The following is a 15,502-nucleotide window of genomic DNA, read 5'->3' as shown; positions in this document are numbered from 1 at the left end:
AAGGTCCGATGAACGGTCGATCGGTTGGAGGTAGCGGTGGCGCTGCGGAACGGACCACTGGCAGGGCTTCGGGTGCTCGAGCTGGCGGGGATCGGACCCGGACCACACGCGGCGATGATCCTGGCCGATCTCGGGGCCGACGTCGTGCGCATCGATCGGCCGGGCGGTCTGACGCTCGGCTCCCCCGAGGCCGTCGACCCGCTGCTGCGCGGTCGCCGCCGGGTCGCCGCCGATCTCAAGGACCCGGCGGGCCGCGAGACCGTGCTGCGCCTGGCCGAGCACGCCGACGTGCTGCTCGAGGGCTACCGACCCGGCGTCACCGAGCGGCTGGGCGTCGGCCCGACCGACTGCCACGCCCGCAATCCCCGACTGGTGTACGCCCGGATGACCGGATGGGGCCAGGACGGTCCGCTGGCCCCACGGGCCGGCCACGACATCAACTACATCTCGCTCACCGGCGCGCTGCACGCCATCGGACGCACCGGGGAACGCCCGGTTCCCCCGCTCAACCTGGTCGGTGATTTCGGCGGGGGTTCGATGCTGCTGGTCATCGGCGTGCTCGCGGCACTGTGGGAGACCGAGCGCTCCGGACAGGGTCAGGTCGTCGACGCCGCGATGATCGACGGCGCGAGTCTGCTGACCCAGATGATCTGGTCGATGCTGGCCAAGAAGGTCTGGACCGACCGACCGGACAGCAACCTGCTCGACGGCGCCGCCCCGTTCTACGACACCTACACCTGCGCCGACGGCAGGCACGTGGCCGTCGGCGCGATCGAGCCGCAGTTCTACGCCCAGCTCCTGGTGGGTCTCGGGATCGCCGCGGACGAACTGCCCGAGCAGCTGGACCCGCACGGCTGGCCGGCGATTCGCGCCCGCTTCGCCGAGGCCTTCGCCACCCGGACCCGCGACGAGTGGGCCGAGGTGTTCGCCGACACCGACGCGTGTGTGACGCCGGTGCTGGCCTTCGGCGAGGCCGCCCAGCATCCGCAGCTCGCCGCGCGCTCGACGATCGTCGCGCCGGACGGGGTGCCACAGGCCGCGCCCGCCCCACGCTTCTCCCGCACACCGGCGGCCGTCCCGCCACAGCCGGGCGCCACGGAGACCCTCGACGACATTCTCCGCACGTGGTCCCGCCCCGTGAGTGCGTAACAGTGTTCTAACACTGTTACGCACTCACGGGGTGACTCAGGCGCCGTGCGCCTCGTCGACGAGCAGGTTTCGCGTGCGGTTCGGGTCCACCGGGATACCCGGACCGGTGGTCGTGGAGATCGTGACCTTCTTGATGTACCGCCCCTTGGCCGCCGACGGCTTGGCCCGCAGGATCTCCTCGAGCGCGGCACCGTAGTTCTCCACCAGCTTGGTGGTGTCGAACGACGCCTTACCGATGATCAGGTGCAGGTTCGCCTGCTTGTCGACCCGGAAGTTGATCTTCCCGCCCTTGATGTCCCCGACCGCCTTGGCGACGTCCGGAGTGACCGTGCCGGTCTTCGGGTTCGGCATCAGGCCGCGCGGGCCCAGGATCCGGGCGATCCGGCCGACCTTGGCCATCTGGTCCGGCGTCGCGATCGCGGCGTCGAACTCGAGCCAGCCACCCTGGATGCGCTCGATGAGGTCCTCGGCGCCCACCACGTCGGCCCCGGCCGCCTCGGCCTCGGCGGCCTTGTCACCGGTGGTGAACACGATCACGCGCGCGGTCTTTCCGGTACCGTGCGGCAGGTTCACGGTGCCGCGGACCATCTGGTCGGCCTTTCGCGGATCGACGCCCAGGCGCATCGCGACCTCGACGGTCGGGTCCATCTTCGAGAGGGCGGCGGTCTCCTTCGCCAGTCCGGCGGCCTCGAGCGGGCTGTAGAGCCGATCGCGGTCGACCAGTTCGGCGGCCTTGCGGTAGTTCTTGCTGCGCTTCATCTCTGTCCTCGGTTCCGCGGCCCCTGGGCGGGACCGCTGGTCAGGTCGTGGTTCGAGCCGCGCCCGGCTCTCCCACGCGTACGGACGCCTCAGCCCGAAACGGTGATCCCCATCGACCGCGCGGTGCCAGCGATGATCTTCGCGGCCTGGTCGAGGTCGTTGGCATTGAGGTCCTGCATCTTGGTCTGGGCGATCTCCCGCACCTGGTCCATGGTCACCGTGGCGACCTTGTTGCGGTGCGGCTCACCGGAGCCCTTCTCCACGCCGGCCGCCTTGAGCAGCAGCTTGGCCGCGGGCGGGGTCTTGAGCTCGAAGGTGAACGAGCGGTCCTCGTACACCGAGATCTCGACCGGCACCACGTTGCCGCGCTGCGCCTCCGTGGCGGCGTTGTAGGCCTTGCAGAACTCCATGATGTTGACGCCGTGCTGACCCAGCGCGGGGCCGACCGGCGGGGCGGGGGTGGCCGCCCCCGCCTGAATCTGGAGCTTGATGATCGCGGACAGCTTCCGCTTCTTGGGTGGCATGTCGTGTTCCTCTTCGATCCCTGCTCGGGGGTACGCCGCGGACCTGCCTGCCGGGCGCGGGTAACGGGGTCAGATCTTCGAGACCTGACTGAAGGTGAGCTCGACCGGGGTCTCCCGGCCGAAGATGGAGACCAGCACCTTGAGCTTCTGCCCGTCGACGTTGACCTCGCTGATCGTCGCGGGCAGCGTGGCGAATGGGCCGTCCATCACCGTCACGGACTCGCCGACCTCGAAGTCGACCTCGACCGGCGTCGTGCCCGCGGCGGCCGCGGCGGCGGACTTGCCCGCGACGTCCTTGCGCGGTTGCTCGGTCTTGGGCACCAGGAACTTGACGACGTCGTCGATGCTCAGCGGAGACGGCTTCGAGGTCGCGCCGACGAACCCGGTGACGCCCGGCGTGTTGCGCACCGCGCCCCACGACTGGTCGTTCAGCTCCATGCGCACGAGGATGTAGCCGGGCAGCACCTTGCGCTGCACCTGCTTGCGCTGACCGTTCTTGATCTCGGTGACCTCTTCGGTGGGCACCTCGACCTGATAGACGTAGTCCTCGACGCCCAGGGTCTGTACCCGGGTCTCGAGGTTGGTCTTGACCTTGTTCTCGTAGCCCGCGTACGAGTGGACGACATACCATTCGCCGGGCGCACGGCGCAGCGCGGCGCGCAGTTCCTCGGCCGGGTCGACCTCATCCTCGTCGGGCGCCCCGGCCTCGGCGGTGCCGCCGTCCTCGGCCTCGGCCGTTTCCTGCGCGGACACGTCCTCGGTCCCGGTGTCGCTGTGGTCGGCCGCGGCCTCGATCGCGGCCTCGTCGGCCTGCTCGGCCTCGAGCTCGCTGTCGGTCAGCCGCTGGCCGCCTTCTGAGGAGGTCACCTGCGTCTCGCTTCCTTCGTCTGCGTGCTTCGCGCGCTCGGCGGCCGGATCACGTTCCAAACAGGAACATCACGCCCTGCCCGAACACGAAGTCCATCAGTGCCACCAGCGCGACCATGAACGACACGAAGATCAACACGACGATGGTGTAGGTCACCATCTCGTTGCGTGTCGGCCAGATCACCTTGCGGAGCTCGGCGACGACCTCGCGCAGGTACCGCCTGATCCGCTCCAGCGGCGAGCCCTTCGCCGGGCGGGTGGTGGCCCGGGCCGGTGTGGGGCGGCCCTTGGCCACCCCGCCGCCCATCGCGGATGTCGGAACGGTACGCCGCCCGCGCCGGTCGGCCGCGGTGCTCGGGCGCTCCCGCCCGAGCCGGCCCGGCTCGCGCTCCTCGCTCACGGGATCTCCTCGCTGCCGCTCGTCGGCCGTGTACGCATCGCTGCCGCGTCGGGTGGTGGGCTCGCCCGCTCACTCACACCCGTTTCCTCCGCTCAGCAGCGCGCGTGTGCTGCCCGCCGCTCGTCCACACCGTCCCTACTGATCTCCCTGCATGTCACGGTGGCAGGGGTGACAGGACTTGAACCTGCAACCTGCGGTTTTGGAGACCGCTGCTCTGCCAATTGAGCTACACCCCTAAGCCAGCCTTGAGCCCTGTTCGGCCGACACAGGGCGGGCGCACCAGAACCAGTCGGATGCGCCCGGCTCCGCCGAGTGTACGGCACCCGCATCGACACCCGAAATCGCACACCCACACATCGGGAACCGGTCGGGAAACCCTCGGCAAACCCATTGCCGAGCACCGCCGCCCGGTGCGGAAGGATGACCCCATGGCCACCGCTTCGCCCACCCACACCAGAAACCGGATCTCGGCCCGCATCAGTGGTATCGCCGAGTCAGCCACGCTGGCCGTCGACGCGAAGGCCAAGGCGCTCAAGGCGGCGGGCAGGCCGGTCATCGGCTTCGGCGCGGGCGAGCCCGACTTCCCGACCCCGGAGCCGATCGTCGCCGCCGCGGCGGCCGCCTGTGCGGACCCCCGCAACCATCGCTACTCGCCCGCGGCCGGGCTTCCCGAGCTCCGCGAGGCCGTCGCCGCCAAGACCAGGCGCGACTCCGGCTATGAGATCACCGCGGGCCAGGTGCTCATCACCAACGGTGGCAAGCAGGCCGTCTACCAGGCCTTCGCCACGCTCGTCGACCCGGGTGACGAGGTCATCCTGCCCGCCCCCTACTGGACCACCTATCCGGAGACGATCGCGCTGGCCGGTGGCGTCCCCGTCGTCGTGCAGACCGAGCCCGAGGCCGACTATCTGCCCTCCGTCGAGCAGCTCGAGGCCGCCCGAACCGAGCGGACCAAGGTGCTGCTGTGGTGCTCGCCGTCCAACCCGACCGGATCGGTGGCCGATCGCGCCCTCACCGAGGCCGTTGGACGCTGGGCCGCCGACAACGGCATCTGGGTGATCACCGACGAGATCTACGAGCACCTCGTCTACGACGGCGCCGAGGCCGTCTCGATGCCCGTCGTCGTGCCGGAGATCGCCGACCGCTGCGTCGTGCTCAACGGTGTCGCGAAGACCTACGCGATGACCGGCTGGCGGGTGGGCTGGATGGCCGGGCCCTCCGACGTCGTCAAGGCCGCGACGAACCTGCAGTCCCACCTGTCGTCGAACGTCTGCAACGTCGCGCAGCGTGCCGCGTTGGAAGCGCTGTCGGGTCCGCTCGACGCCGTGGCGCAGATGCGCCTCGCGTTCGACCGGCGTAGGCGCACCATCGTCGACCTGCTCTCGGCGATCCCGGGCGTGCACTGCCCGACCCCGCGGGGGGCCTTCTACGTGTACCCCTCGGTCCGCCGGCTGCTGGGCAAGCAGATCCGGGGCGCCCGGATGGAGACCACGGTCGAGTTGGCGGCCGCGGTGCTCGAACACGCCGAGGTCGCCGTCGTCCCGGGCGAGGCCTTCGGGACCCCCGGCTTCTTCCGGCTGTCCTATGCGCTGGGCGACGACGACCTGCGTACCGGCGTGGCCCGGATGGCCGAACTGCTCGCCGAGGCGCAGTAGCGGCCCGGACCGGGGCGAGCCGGCTCGGGCTCGCCCCGGTCCGGCCCCTCACCGATCGGTCTCGGCCAGCATCGCCAGCGCCGCCGCCCGCTTCGCGTACTTCCAGTTCGCCAGGTCGCCGATGGTCGTGATCCCGAGCGCCTTCAGCTGATCGTCGTGCTTCTCGGTGAGACCTTCGAGAGCAGAAGGGGGCGCGGCCAGGATCTCCGACGCGGTCTTGTCCTCCCAGGCCTTGTCCACGAGTTTGCCGAACTTCACGTCGTGCTCCCTCCGCCGGGAATGGTGACCTCGGCAGCATCGACCCGACGGGCGATCAGGGCAAGTCGAGGTTCACTTCGGGAGGACGACCTCGGCCGCGGCCCGCCCGAGCACGGTCTTGCCGTCGAACCGGGCGGTGATGTCGATGCGGGCGACCCGGCGGCCGTCCGAGTCCGCGGCGTGGACGTCGCCGACCTTTCCGCTGAGCTCCAGCAGGGCGCCCGTGTCGTCGTCGGGAACGATCACGGGGCGGGTGAAGCGCACCGAGTAGCTGCGCACCGCCGCCGGGTCGCCGACCCAGCGCGTCACCAACCGCCCGGCGAGCGCCATCGTCAGCATCCCGTGCGCGATCACCCCCGGCAGCCCGACGGCGGCTGCGGTGCGGTCGCTCCAGTGGATCGGGTTGAAGTCGCCGGAGGCGCCGGCGTACCGGACCAGATCGGCACGGGTGATGCGCAGCTGAAGCGGTGCAAGCTCATCGCCCTTGGCGATCGCGGACCAGTCGGTGCCGGAGGCGCTCACGATGCCGCCTGGGTGACGAGCAAGGCCTTGGTGGTGGCGACGGGTTCGCCGGCGAGTCCGGCGATCTCGCACCGCAGGGTCAACAGATGGCTGCCCGCCCGGGTGCTGAGGTCCTCGACGTGGATCGTCGTGACCAGCTCATCGCCACCGCGGATCGGCCGGTACAGCGTGATCGACTGGTCACCGTGGACCATCCGGCTGTAGTCCCAGCCGAAGTCGGGGTCGCGCAGGAACGCCTCGATGAGCGGCATCGTGAACGTCACCGCGAACGTGGGCGGGGCGACGAGGTCGGGGTGGCCCGCGGCGCGCGCGGCGTCCACCTCATGACAGATCCGCGCGTCCTCCCCGATGGCCGAGGCGAACTCGCGGATCTTCTCTCTGCTGACCTGGTACGGCTCGGCCGGAGGAAGGCTCCGTCCGACGTAGGACGGGTCGGGCACGTCAGCGGGTCTCGCGGTGTTCCCGGTGGGTGCCGCAGTTCGGGCAGAACTTCTTGATGGCGAGGCGGTCGGGGTCGTTGCGCCGGTTCTTCTTGGTGATGTAGTTCCGGTGCTTGCACTGCTCGCACGCCAGCGTGATCTTCGGCCGTACGTCGGTGGCCTTGGCCATCGCGGCTGCCTCCTGCTTTGCCTCGGGTTCTCGTCAGTCTGGTAGCGGTGGCCGGACTTGAACCGGCGACACAGCGATTATGAGCCGCTTGCTCTACCGACTGAGCTACACCGCCTCGCGAGGCCGGTCACAACACCTCGCTCGAGCCCCTTTACGGAATCGAACCGTAGACCTTCTCCTTACCATGGAGACGCTCTGCCGACTGAGCTAAAGGGGCGGCACCACCCTTCGGGAGTCGCAGCGCGGCTTCCCGGCGGGCCTGCACGATGTTACACAACCCCTTCCCGGCGGGCGAAACCCGGGGGTCGGCCGCGGCCGAGTGGCAGCGACCCGTGGCCGAGTTCAGGCCCGCCCGGACTTGGGGTACGGCAGCAGGGCCATCTCCCGGGCGTTCTTGATCGCGACGGCGACCTCGCGCTGCTGTTTGGGCGTCAACCCGGTGACGCGCCTGGACCGGATCTTGCCGCGATCGGAGATGAACGTGCGCAGCAGCGCGACGTCCTTCCAGTCGACCTCCTCGATCCGTTTGACGCGCAGCGGGTTGGCCTTGCGCTTCGGAGCGCGCATCGGCTTGCGGGCGGGACCGGGCATCGCTCGGCTGCTCCTTTCCGAACTCGGCGTGATATCGAGTCATCCTGGCGCAGAACGGACCGGGCCGCGCAACGATCATCGGGGTGAATCCGGCCCCGGCCGGTCGCCGATGCCGGCGGCGGGGTAAGGGGTCGTGGGCCTGGACGGCGGCGAAAGCGACGCGATCGTCCGATGCCGGCGCCGAGGCCTCAGCACGATCCTCGACATCGTGTTCGCCCCATACCCCCTCGACCTGGAGGTCAACGCCCACCGCGATCGGTTGCTGGCCGAGGCCGAACGGACCCGGACGGCCCGGCTGGCCCGGACCGGCAGTCGGGCCGACCGGCGAGCGACCTCGCGGCGCCCCGCAGCACTCCCCACCGCGGTGCGACATGCCGACGCAGATGGTCGGAGTGCCGTGCGAGCATGACCGGCGTGGCGCGGCTGGGTTTCGGGATCCCCCTGGTCGGCCGCCGAGACGAGGTCCGGGTGCTGGCCGCAGCGCTCGATCGGGCGGCGGCCGGTTCCGCCCGCGCCGTGCTGCTGTCCGGCGAGGCGGGCGTCGGCAAGACCCGGCTGGTCACCGAGGCCGCCGAGCAGGCCACCGCCGCGGGTTTCGCCGTGCTCACCGGCCGCTGCCTCGACACGGGCGAGTCGTCACTGCCGTACCTTCCGTTCGCCGAGGCGCTCGGCCGGCTCGCCGCGGACCGGCCCGAGCTGGTCGCGGCGCATCCCGAGCTGCGCAGGCTGCTGCCGGGCGGGCGGCCGCGGGCGGAGCCGCTGGCCGGTGATCGCGATCTCGGCCAGCTCCGTGTGTTCGACGCGGTGCTGTCCGGGCTCGCCGAGCTGGCGGCCGAGGCCCCCGTCCTGCTCGTGCTGGAGGATCTGCACTGGGCCGACCGCTCCAGCCGCGACCTGCTGGTCTTCCTGCTGTCCCGGCTCGGCGGGCAGCGGCTGGCGGTGCTCGCCAGCTACCGCGACGACGATCTGCACCGCAGGCATCCCCTGCGGCCGCTGCTCGCCGAGCTGGTGCGGCTGCCGGCCGTCGAGCGGCTCGAGCTGGCCCCGCTGGGGCAGAGCGAGGCGCTCTCGCTCGTGCGTGGCCTCGCCGACGGCGGCCTCGACGAGCAGGCGCTGCGGCGCATCGCCCGGCGGAGCGAGGGCAATGCGTTCTTCGCCGAGGAGCTGGTCTCGGCGTCCGGCGACGCCGTCCCCGACGGGCTGGCCGAGGTGCTGCTGGCCCGGCTCGAACGGCTGCCCGCGACGGCACAGCGGGTACTGCGGCTCGCCGCCGTCGCCGGCCGCCGGGTGCGGCACGATCGGCTGGCCGCGGTGGCCGGGCTCGGCACCGACGAGCTCGAACAGGCGCTGCGCGACGCGGTGGCCCACCACGTGCTCGTTCCCGACTCCCCCGGCGCCGACGACGCCTACCTGTTCCGGCATGCGCTGCTGCACGAGGCCGTCTACCAGGATCTGCTGCCCGGTGAACGCAGCAGGCTGCACGGGGTCTACGCCGCGCTGCTGGCCGAGGCCGCCGACGAGCCCGGCAGCGTCGCCGAGCTCGCCCACCACGCACTCGCCGCACACGACCTGCCGTTGGCCCTGTCGGCGTCGGTGCGCGCCGTCGACGAGGCCGACCGGCGCGGCGGTCCCGGCGAGGTGCTGCTGCACGCCGAGCGAGCGCTGGACCTGTGGCCCGCGGTGCCCGACGCCGAGGGGGTGGCCGGCGTCACCGAGGCCCTCGTCACCCGGTGGGCGGCCTGGGCCGCCAGCGCCACCGGCGACCCCGATCGCGGCGTGGCGCTCGCCCGTCGCGCGCTGGAGCTGGCCGATCAACGGGCCGATCCGCGGCTCGCCGCCGACCTGCGGATCCGCTACGCGATCCAGCTGATCGAGCTCGGCCGCGCCGAGGCGGCCCTGCCGGTGATCCAGCAGTCGCTGTCCGTGCTCGAGAGGTTCCCCGAGTCCGCCGAGCTGGCCTGGGCTCGCGCGGTCGCGGCCCGGGTGATGCTCAACCTCGACGAGATCGCCGAGGCCGGCCGCGGCGCCGAGCTGGCCCTGCGCACGGCCCGCTCGGTGGGATCGGCCCACGCACCCGCGCCGGGGGCCGACCACCACCACGATGCGCTCGGCGCCGAGGCCGATGCTCTGGTCACGCTCGCCGGGTGCGCGGCGAGCCTCGGTTACGACCGGCAGGCCAGGGCCCGGTTCGCCGAGGCGAAGCAGCTGGCCCGCGCGTCGGGCAACCTCGCCGTCGAGCTGCGCTCGTTCTTCAACACCGGAATCTCGCTGCTCGATGCCGGACGGCTGGCCGAAGCCGCGGCCGAGTTCGCCGCGGGCGAGGCGCGCGCCGTCGCCACCGGGACGACCTGGAGCGGATACGGCCTCGAGCTGCGCGTCGCGCATGTGCTCGCGGATTTCCGGCGCGGCGCCTGGGACGACGCCGAGGCCGCTGCGGAGCTCGGCGGAGCGGCGGTGTCGGCGACGGTCGCCGGGCGGGTCGCCGCCGCCGAGCTGCTCGTCATGGTGGGTCGCGGTCGCCTCGAGGCCGCCGAGGACCGCCTCGCCCAACTCGTCGCCGCCACACCGACGGACGACCAGATGATCCTGCTCATCGGGCAGGCCGGGGCGGAGGCGGCGCTGTGGCAGGGAAGGCCGGAGTTGGCAGCGGCGCGGATCGACGAGGCGCTGCGCGGGGTGCGCGCCTGGGATCCCCATCACCTGGCTGGAATCATGCTCTGCGCCCTGGGTGTCGCGGCTCAGGCCGAGCTGGCTACCGGGGGTGCCGTGGCCCGCGAGCAGGCGGTGGCGGCCGCGGAGGCGCTGGCTGCGGACGGGCACGACATCGCCGCGAAAGGCAGGCCGCGCGGCGCCGCCCTGGGCGTCGAGGGGAGGGCCTGGCTGCACCGCATCGACGCCGAACTCTCCCGGGCCCGGGGTCACTCGGATCCACGGGCCTGGGGGCGGGTCGTCGAGGGCTACGGATACGGGGACGGCTACCGGCAGGCGTTGGCGCGGTGGCGTCGCGCCGAGGCCCTGCTCGTCGGGAGCACCGAGGCGCCGACGGGCGCCACCCGCGCCGAGTCCACGGCGGAGCTTCGCACGGCCATGGCCGTCGCGGAGTCCCTCGGCGCGGCGCCGCTGGCCGCCGCCGTGCGGGCGCTGGCCGAACGCGCCGGGCTCGGCCTCGCCGATGCGGAACCGGTCCGCCGTCCGGCCGCCGCCTCCGATCCGCTCACCCCGCGGGAGCGGTCGGTACTCGCCCTCGTTGCCGAGGGACGGACGAACAGGCAGGTCGGCGCGGAGCTCTTCATCAGCGAGAAGACCGTGAGCGTCCACCTGTCGCGGGTGATGGCCAAACTCGGCGCGGGAAGCCGCACCGAGGCGGTGTCGATCGCCTACGCTCGCGGGCTGCTGCTCGGCGCGGGCTGAACGGCCCTTCGCCAGCGCTGGCGTACTCCATCGGAATGATCGTGCGATCTGGTCGGCGTCCCAGCCGCAATCGCGATCACAACCCACCGAACGATCGCTACGCTCGGCCGTGACCGGTCGGATCGACGGGGAGGCACGGCAATGACGCCGACTGAGAACCTGTCCGACATCGACGGCTTCCGGGCCGCACCGAATCCGCCCTACCCGGCCGTCCCGGTAGGAGCGGTCCTGGCGGGCGCCGCGCGCCGGTTCGGCGACCGGACGGCGCTGCACTACCACGGCCGGACGCTGAGCTTCGCCCAGCTGTACGGGCGAGCCTGCGCGTTCGCCACCGCGCTGAACGGCGCCGGGATCGGCCGCGGCGACGTCGTCGCCGTCCACCTGCCCAACTGTCCGCAGTACGCCGTCGCCTATTTCGGGATCCTGCTGGCGGGAGCCACATTCACCCCCGCCAGTCCGCTGCTGCCGCCCGCCGAGCTCGCCGCGCAGCTGACCGACTCCGGCGCCGTCGCGGCGGTCAGCTGGGTGCTCCCCGCCGCGGCGGGCCCCGGTCCGGCAGCTGTGCTGGCCGCGGTGCAGGACCGCACACCGGTACGACTGCTGCTGGTCACCGACCGGCAGCAGGCCCTCGACCTGGCGCACCCGGTCGACCTCGGTGCCCTGCCCGGCGCGCGGGACTTCGAGTCGTTCCACGCGACGACACCCGCACGCGCTCCCGCCGTCGAGATCGACGTCGAACAGGACCTCGCCCATCTGGCATACACCGGCGGCACCACGGGCCGGTCCAAGGGCGTGCGGCTGTCCCACCGCAACGTCGTCGTGAACACCCTGCAGTTCTCCTGCTGGAGCAGCGGCTCCGTACCGGTACTCGACGACGCGGGCGGGCTGCGGCTCGATCAGGTCGAGCCTGCGGTGGAGTACCCGGTGCGGCTGGGCACCGGAGTCGCGATCAACCTGACCCCCTGGTTCCACGCGATGGGCACGATCGGGGGGCTGAACCTGCCGATGCTCACCGGGTCGACGACCGTGCTGCACGACCGCTTCGACGCCGGCGCATACCTCGCCGACGCGGAACGGTTCCGGGTGACGGGGATGTCCGGGGCGCCGCCGCTGTTCGCGGCGCTGGTCCGGCACCCCGAGTTCACGACGCGGGATCTCTCCTCGGTGCGGGGCATCAGCTCGGGTGCCGCGCCGCTGCCGGTGGAGCTGATCCGTGCGCTGCAGCGGCGGTTCGGTGACGACGTCGTGATCACCGAGGGCTACGGTCTGACCGAGGCGACGATGGGGGTGACGATCGGCCCGGCGGCGCGCTCGGCGGTGCGCAAGCCCGGCACCGTCGGCGTCCCGGTCCACGGCACCGAGGTGCGCATCCTCGACGAGGACGGGCGTGAGCTGCCCAGCCCGGAGCCGGGCGAGGTGTGTGTCCGCGGCCCTCAGGTGATGAGCGGCTACCACAACCGGCCGGAGGAGACCTCGGCGGTACTGGCCGGCGGCTGGCTGCACACCGGCGATATCGGTGTTCTCGACCAGGACGGCTACCTCAGCATCGTCGACCGCAAGAAGGACATGCTGATCTACAAGGGGTACAACGTCTACCCGCGCCGGCTGGAGGAGGCGCTGTTCGCCCAGGACGGGGTGGTCGGCGCCGCGGTGGTGGGCCGCCGGGATCCGCACGTCGGGGAGCTGCCGGTCGCCTTCGTCGTGGCCCCGGGCCTCGACGAGTCGGGCGCACAGGCCCTGATGGCGACCGTCAACTCGACGCTGACGCCGTACCAGCGGCTGCGTGAGATCGTGCTGGTCGACGAGATTCCGGTGTCGGCGGCGGGGAAGGTGCTCAAGCGTGAGCTGAGGGAGCGGCTGGCCGGGGGCTGAGGACCGCTCCGCCGGACACCGGCCTCAGGCCGCCGCGTCGTTCGGCGCGAGCGGTGTGGAGAGCACGTGCTCGACCAGGCGCATGACCAGTTGGCTGCCGCCCAGCCGATAGCCGAACTCCTCCCAGCTCAGCAGCTCGCGCGAGAGCACCTCGCCGACCGGGCCGGGGTAGAGGCGGGTCACTCTGAAGGCGGCCGCCCTCAGGCGCATCTTCTCGTGGTGGTCCATGGGAACAGGGCTCACTGTCGGACAACCTCCGCGTCAGGAATGCGGGCCGACGCGGCTCGACGCTGAGACGCATCTCGGATACACCATCGTGAACTACTCCGTTGGTGGCTCCGCCGCCGCCTATCCCAAGAGTGACGAGATTCTCACCAACCGCTGCCGCTCGGCGGGGGCGCGCCGGGCCGCGTCCAACCCCCGGACACCGTCGATCTGGTACCCGTGCAGCGCGGCAGTCACACCCGTGGGCCGGGTTAGCCTCACGTGATGGCCGACACCGTGAGCATCACGAAACTGCTGTGGTCCGACATCACCGAGATCTACGCGAAGGTGCTGGCGCATCCGTTCCTCGCCGGGCTGACCGACGGCACGCTGCCGCGCGAGTCGTTTCGCCACTACATCATCCAGGACGCGCACTACCTGCGTGGCTACGCCCGAGCGCTCGCCGTGTGCGCGGCGAAGGCACCGAACCAGGGTGAGACGGCGATGTTCGCCCGGCATGCCGCGGGCGCGATCGCGGCCGAACAGGCGCTGCACGCCGAGCTGATGGCGGCGATGGGCAGTTCCGCGGAGGCCGCCGCCGCCGAGCCGGTCGCCCCGACGACCCGCGCCTACCTGAGCTATCTGCTCGCCACGACCCACGGCGGGTCGTACGCCGAGGGTGTCGGAGCGGTGCTGCCCTGCTACTGGATCTACGCGAAGGTCGGCGAGGAGCTGCTGGCCCGCAGCTCACCCGATCCCCTTTACGCGCGCTGGATCGCGATGTATGGCGGCAGCGACTTCCAGGCCGTCGTCGACGAGGTGCTGGCGGTGACCGAGCGGATCGGCGCCGAGCTGGCCGCCCGCGAGCTGGATCTGGTCCGCGAGCACTTCACCACGACCTCGCGGTACGAGTGGATGTTCTGGGACGCCGGGTACCGCCGCGAGTCCTGGCCCGTGTAGGCACCCCGTGCGCGGGTGGTGGTGCTGAAGCGCCCTACCCGCGCACCGATGGCATCAGCGCTGGTCGAGACGGTCCGGGATGACCAGATGCAGGAGGAAGCCGACGACCCCGACCACGATCGCGCCCCAGAAGGCCGCCCAGAATCCGGTGACGGTGAACGGCAGCCCGACCCCGGAGGCGATCGCCCCGACGAGCATGAACAGCAGGGCGTTCACCACCAGGCTGATCAGGCCGAGCGTCAGGATGTACAGGGGACAGCCGACGATCTTGATCAGCGGTTTGAGCACCGCGTTCACCAGGCCGAAGATGACCGCGACGACGACGAGGGTGCCGATCCGGCTGCTCGCGGGGCCGGCGCCCAGCTCGATCCCGCCGATCAGCAGCGTCGCGACCCACAGCGCGAGCGCGACGACCGCGACCCGAATGGCGAGTGCGAGTGCGTTCGGCATCAGTCCACCACGGCCTGGGCGACCAGTGCCCGCAGCTGCGGGCGGATCGGGTAGGTGCTCGAGGGCAGGAGCTGGGTCATGAACACCACCGTGAGGTCCTCGACCGGGTCGACGTAGAACGACGTGCTGGCCAGCCCGCCCCAGGCGAACTCGCCCGGGCTGGTGAGGACCTTACCCGCCAGCTCGTCGACGACCACCGAGAAGCCGAGGCCGAAGCCGATCCCCGCGAACGCCGACTCGGCGGAGATCGGCCTGCCGAACGCGTCGAGGTCGGCGTTGCCGGGCAGGTGGTTGCGCGTGGCGTAGCGCAGCGTCCGGGTGCCGAGCAGCCGCTCGCCGTTGAGCTGGCCGCCGCCGGCCAGCATCTGGGTGAAGCGGTGGTAGTCGTGCAGGGTGGAGACGAGCCCGCCGCCACCGGAGAGCATCGACGGAGGCCGGGTGATGGCCTCCCCGAGGGACGTGTTGCGGATCAGTCCGCCCGTCGGGTTGGGTGTGTAGAGCGCGGCGAGCCGATCGAGGTCCTCCGGGGGCACCGCGAAGCCTGTCTCGGTCATGTCGAGCGGGCCGAAGATGTGTTCGGCGAAGAACTCGTCGAGCGACTGTCCCGAGGCGACCTCGACGACCCGGCCCAGTACGTCGGTGGCGACCGAGTAGTTCCATTCGGCGCCCGGCTGGAACAGCAGCGGCAGCGCGGCCCAGGCATCGCAGGCCGCCGCGAGGTCCATCCCCCGCGGCGCAGCGAACTCGAACCCCTTGGCCCGGTACATCTCGTCCACGGGATGGGCGTGGTGGAACCCGTAGGTCAGTCCGGCGGTATGGGTGAGCAGATGCCAGATCCGGACCGGCTCGACGGCAGGCACGGTCGCCGGCTTGAGCGCCGAACCGGCCTGGTACACCCGCAGGTCAGCGAACGACGGGATGTAGCGCGACACCGGGTCGGTCAGTTCCAGCGCGCCCCGCTCGTAGAGCATCAGCGCGGCCACGGAGGTGACCGGCTTGGTCATCGAGTAGATGCGCCACAGGGTGTCCCCGTCGACGGGCAGGCCGGTCTCGAGATCGCGCCTGCCGTAATGGCTCACGTGAGCGAGGCGGCCGCGCCGGGCGAGCGCGATCGACCATCCGGCCAGCCTGCCGTCGTCCACATAACGCTGGAAATGCGTGTCGATCCGAGCCAGCCGATCGGGGTCGAACCCGACCTCCCCAGGTTCGGCTTCCACCTTGAGCACCGCCACGGATGCGACCCTACCGGTGATCGATCCGTGCGTGGTGAT

The 15,502-nt window shown here is 71.5% G+C and carries 17 protein-coding genes and 3 tRNA genes; 5 read left to right on the top strand and 15 right to left on the bottom strand.

Features of this window, described 5'->3' with window-relative positions:
• The first annotated feature begins 42 nt into the window (after window positions 1-42).
• Window positions 43-1,149, top strand: a complete 1,107-nt coding sequence (locus tag ACFQE5_RS00325; RefSeq protein ID WP_379581796.1) for a CaiB/BaiF CoA transferase family protein — start codon at window positions 43-45, stop codon at window positions 1,147-1,149.
• 36 nt (window positions 1,150-1,185) lie between these two features.
• On the opposite strand, the gene rplA is transcribed toward ACFQE5_RS00325, so the two are convergent.
• The 5 genes from rplA to ACFQE5_RS00300 all read right to left on the bottom strand — a co-directional run bounded on the left by rplA (window position 1,186) and on the right by ACFQE5_RS00300 (window position 3,935).
• On the bottom strand, window positions 1,186-1,908 hold the full coding sequence (gene rplA, locus ACFQE5_RS00320) for a 50S ribosomal protein L1 (RefSeq protein ID WP_379581419.1): 723 nt from the start codon (window positions 1,906-1,908) through the stop codon (window positions 1,186-1,188).
• An 89-nt stretch (window positions 1,909-1,997) separates the two neighbouring features.
• A complete protein-coding gene (rplK, locus tag ACFQE5_RS00315; protein WP_379581417.1) occupies window positions 1,998-2,432 on the bottom strand; it encodes a 50S ribosomal protein L11 in 435 nt (144 codons plus the stop codon).
• Between the two features lie 69 nt (window positions 2,433-2,501).
• The gene (gene nusG, locus ACFQE5_RS00310; RefSeq protein ID WP_379581415.1) at window positions 2,502-3,299 is read right to left on the bottom strand and encodes a transcription termination/antitermination protein NusG; all 798 of its coding nucleotides are present in this window, start codon (window positions 3,297-3,299) and stop codon (window positions 2,502-2,504) included.
• Between the two features lie 49 nt (window positions 3,300-3,348).
• Window positions 3,349-3,699 (bottom strand): preprotein translocase subunit SecE, encoded by a 351-nt coding sequence (gene secE, locus ACFQE5_RS00305; protein WP_379581413.1) that lies wholly within the window; start codon window positions 3,697-3,699, stop codon window positions 3,349-3,351.
• Window positions 3,700-3,859: 160 nt separating this feature from the next.
• Window positions 3,860-3,935: transfer RNA gene (locus tag ACFQE5_RS00300), tRNA-Trp, on the bottom strand.
• A gap of 192 nt (window positions 3,936-4,127) precedes the next feature.
• Here ACFQE5_RS00300 and ACFQE5_RS00295 point away from each other — a divergent pair.
• Complete coding sequence (locus tag ACFQE5_RS00295) at window positions 4,128-5,354, top strand: pyridoxal phosphate-dependent aminotransferase (RefSeq protein WP_379581411.1); 1,227 nt, start codon at window positions 4,128-4,130, stop codon at window positions 5,352-5,354.
• Window positions 5,355-5,402: 48 nt separating this feature from the next.
• Here the strand turns inward: ACFQE5_RS00295 and ACFQE5_RS00290 are convergent, their stop codons facing one another.
• The 7 genes from ACFQE5_RS00290 to rpsR form a co-directional block, all read right to left on the bottom strand.
• The gene (locus tag ACFQE5_RS00290) at window positions 5,403-5,612 is read right to left on the bottom strand and encodes a hypothetical protein (protein ID WP_379581409.1); all 210 of its coding nucleotides are present in this window, start codon (window positions 5,610-5,612) and stop codon (window positions 5,403-5,405) included.
• A gap of 72 nt (window positions 5,613-5,684) precedes the next feature.
• Window positions 5,685-6,137, bottom strand: coding sequence for a MaoC/PaaZ C-terminal domain-containing protein (locus ACFQE5_RS00285; RefSeq protein ID WP_379581794.1), 453 nt, complete (start codon window positions 6,135-6,137; stop codon window positions 5,685-5,687).
• Entirely contained in the window at window positions 6,131-6,574 is a 444-nt protein-coding gene (locus ACFQE5_RS00280) for an FAS1-like dehydratase domain-containing protein (RefSeq protein WP_379581407.1), read from the bottom strand. Before ACFQE5_RS00280 ends, ACFQE5_RS00285 begins: the two co-directional genes overlap by 7 nt.
• Window position 6,575: 1 nt before the next feature.
• Window positions 6,576-6,743 (bottom strand): 50S ribosomal protein L33, encoded by a 168-nt coding sequence (gene rpmG / locus ACFQE5_RS00275; RefSeq protein WP_094926598.1) that lies wholly within the window; start codon window positions 6,741-6,743, stop codon window positions 6,576-6,578.
• A gap of 39 nt (window positions 6,744-6,782) precedes the next feature.
• Window positions 6,783-6,858 (bottom strand) — tRNA-Met (locus ACFQE5_RS00270).
• Between the two features lie 29 nt (window positions 6,859-6,887).
• Window positions 6,888-6,960: transfer RNA gene (locus tag ACFQE5_RS00265), tRNA-Thr, on the bottom strand.
• Window positions 6,961-7,085: 125 nt separating this feature from the next.
• Window positions 7,086-7,334: a 30S ribosomal protein S18 gene (rpsR, locus tag ACFQE5_RS00260; RefSeq protein WP_379581405.1), complete on the bottom strand. Its 249-nt coding sequence runs from the start codon at window positions 7,332-7,334 to the stop codon at window positions 7,086-7,088.
• Between the two features lie 405 nt (window positions 7,335-7,739).
• On the opposite strand from rpsR, the gene ACFQE5_RS00255 reads away from it, so the two are divergent.
• Together ACFQE5_RS00255 and ACFQE5_RS00250 are read left to right on the top strand one after the other, a co-directional pair.
• Window positions 7,740-10,745, top strand: coding sequence for a helix-turn-helix transcriptional regulator (locus ACFQE5_RS00255; RefSeq protein WP_379581403.1), 3,006 nt, complete (start codon window positions 7,740-7,742; stop codon window positions 10,743-10,745).
• Between the two features lie 141 nt (window positions 10,746-10,886).
• Window positions 10,887-12,617: a class I adenylate-forming enzyme family protein gene (locus ACFQE5_RS00250; protein WP_379581401.1), complete on the top strand. Its 1,731-nt coding sequence runs from the start codon at window positions 10,887-10,889 to the stop codon at window positions 12,615-12,617.
• A 24-nt stretch (window positions 12,618-12,641) separates the two neighbouring features.
• Here the strand turns inward: ACFQE5_RS00250 and ACFQE5_RS00245 are convergent, their stop codons facing one another.
• Complete coding sequence (locus tag ACFQE5_RS00245; RefSeq protein ID WP_379581399.1) at window positions 12,642-12,860, bottom strand: hypothetical protein; 219 nt, start codon at window positions 12,858-12,860, stop codon at window positions 12,642-12,644.
• 246 nt (window positions 12,861-13,106) lie between these two features.
• Between ACFQE5_RS00245 and tenA the strand changes: the two genes are divergently transcribed.
• A complete protein-coding gene (gene tenA / locus ACFQE5_RS00240) occupies window positions 13,107-13,781 on the top strand; it encodes a thiaminase II (protein ID WP_379581397.1) in 675 nt (224 codons plus the stop codon).
• Between the two features lie 54 nt (window positions 13,782-13,835).
• Here tenA and ACFQE5_RS00235 read toward each other — a convergent pair whose 3' ends face one another.
• Window positions 13,836-14,231: a phage holin family protein gene (locus tag ACFQE5_RS00235; protein WP_379581395.1), complete on the bottom strand. Its 396-nt coding sequence runs from the start codon at window positions 14,229-14,231 to the stop codon at window positions 13,836-13,838.
• A complete protein-coding gene (locus tag ACFQE5_RS00230; RefSeq protein ID WP_379581393.1) occupies window positions 14,231-15,463 on the bottom strand; it encodes a serine hydrolase domain-containing protein in 1,233 nt (410 codons plus the stop codon). Before ACFQE5_RS00230 ends, ACFQE5_RS00235 begins: the two co-directional genes overlap by 1 nt.
• Window positions 15,464-15,502: the final 39 nt, after the last annotated feature.

It is taken from the genome of Pseudonocardia hispaniensis (assembly GCF_042658695.1).
GTDB classification, from domain to species: Bacteria; Actinomycetota; Actinomycetes; order Mycobacteriales; family Pseudonocardiaceae; genus Pseudonocardia; species Pseudonocardia hispaniensis.
The sequence above is the reverse complement of the archived record's forward strand: the minus strand, read 5'-3'. Positions and strand labels throughout refer to the sequence as shown.

Excerpts from the sequence above, each read along its gene's own strand:
- rpmG (WP_094926598.1), bottom strand. The coding sequence starts at position 6,743 with ATGGCCAAGGCCACCGACGTACGGCCGAAGATCACGCTGGCGTGCGAG.
- tenA (WP_379581397.1), top strand. The coding sequence starts at position 13,107 with ATGGCCGACACCGTGAGCATCACGAAACTGCTGTGGTCCGACATCACC.
- ACFQE5_RS00295 (WP_379581411.1), top strand. The coding sequence starts at position 4,128 with ATGGCCACCGCTTCGCCCACCCACACCAGAAACCGGATCTCGGCCCGC.
- rplA (WP_379581419.1), bottom strand. The coding sequence starts at position 1,908 with ATGAAGCGCAGCAAGAACTACCGCAAGGCCGCCGAACTGGTCGACCGC.
- rplK (WP_379581417.1), bottom strand. The coding sequence starts at position 2,432 with ATGCCACCCAAGAAGCGGAAGCTGTCCGCGATCATCAAGCTCCAGATT.
- ACFQE5_RS00255 (WP_379581403.1), top strand. The coding sequence starts at position 7,740 with ATGACCGGCGTGGCGCGGCTGGGTTTCGGGATCCCCCTGGTCGGCCGC.
- ACFQE5_RS00235 (WP_379581395.1), bottom strand. The coding sequence starts at position 14,231 with ATGCCGAACGCACTCGCACTCGCCATTCGGGTCGCGGTCGTCGCGCTC.
- ACFQE5_RS00250 (WP_379581401.1), top strand. The coding sequence starts at position 10,887 with ATGACGCCGACTGAGAACCTGTCCGACATCGACGGCTTCCGGGCCGCA.
- rpsR (WP_379581405.1), bottom strand. The coding sequence starts at position 7,334 with ATGCCCGGTCCCGCCCGCAAGCCGATGCGCGCTCCGAAGCGCAAGGCC.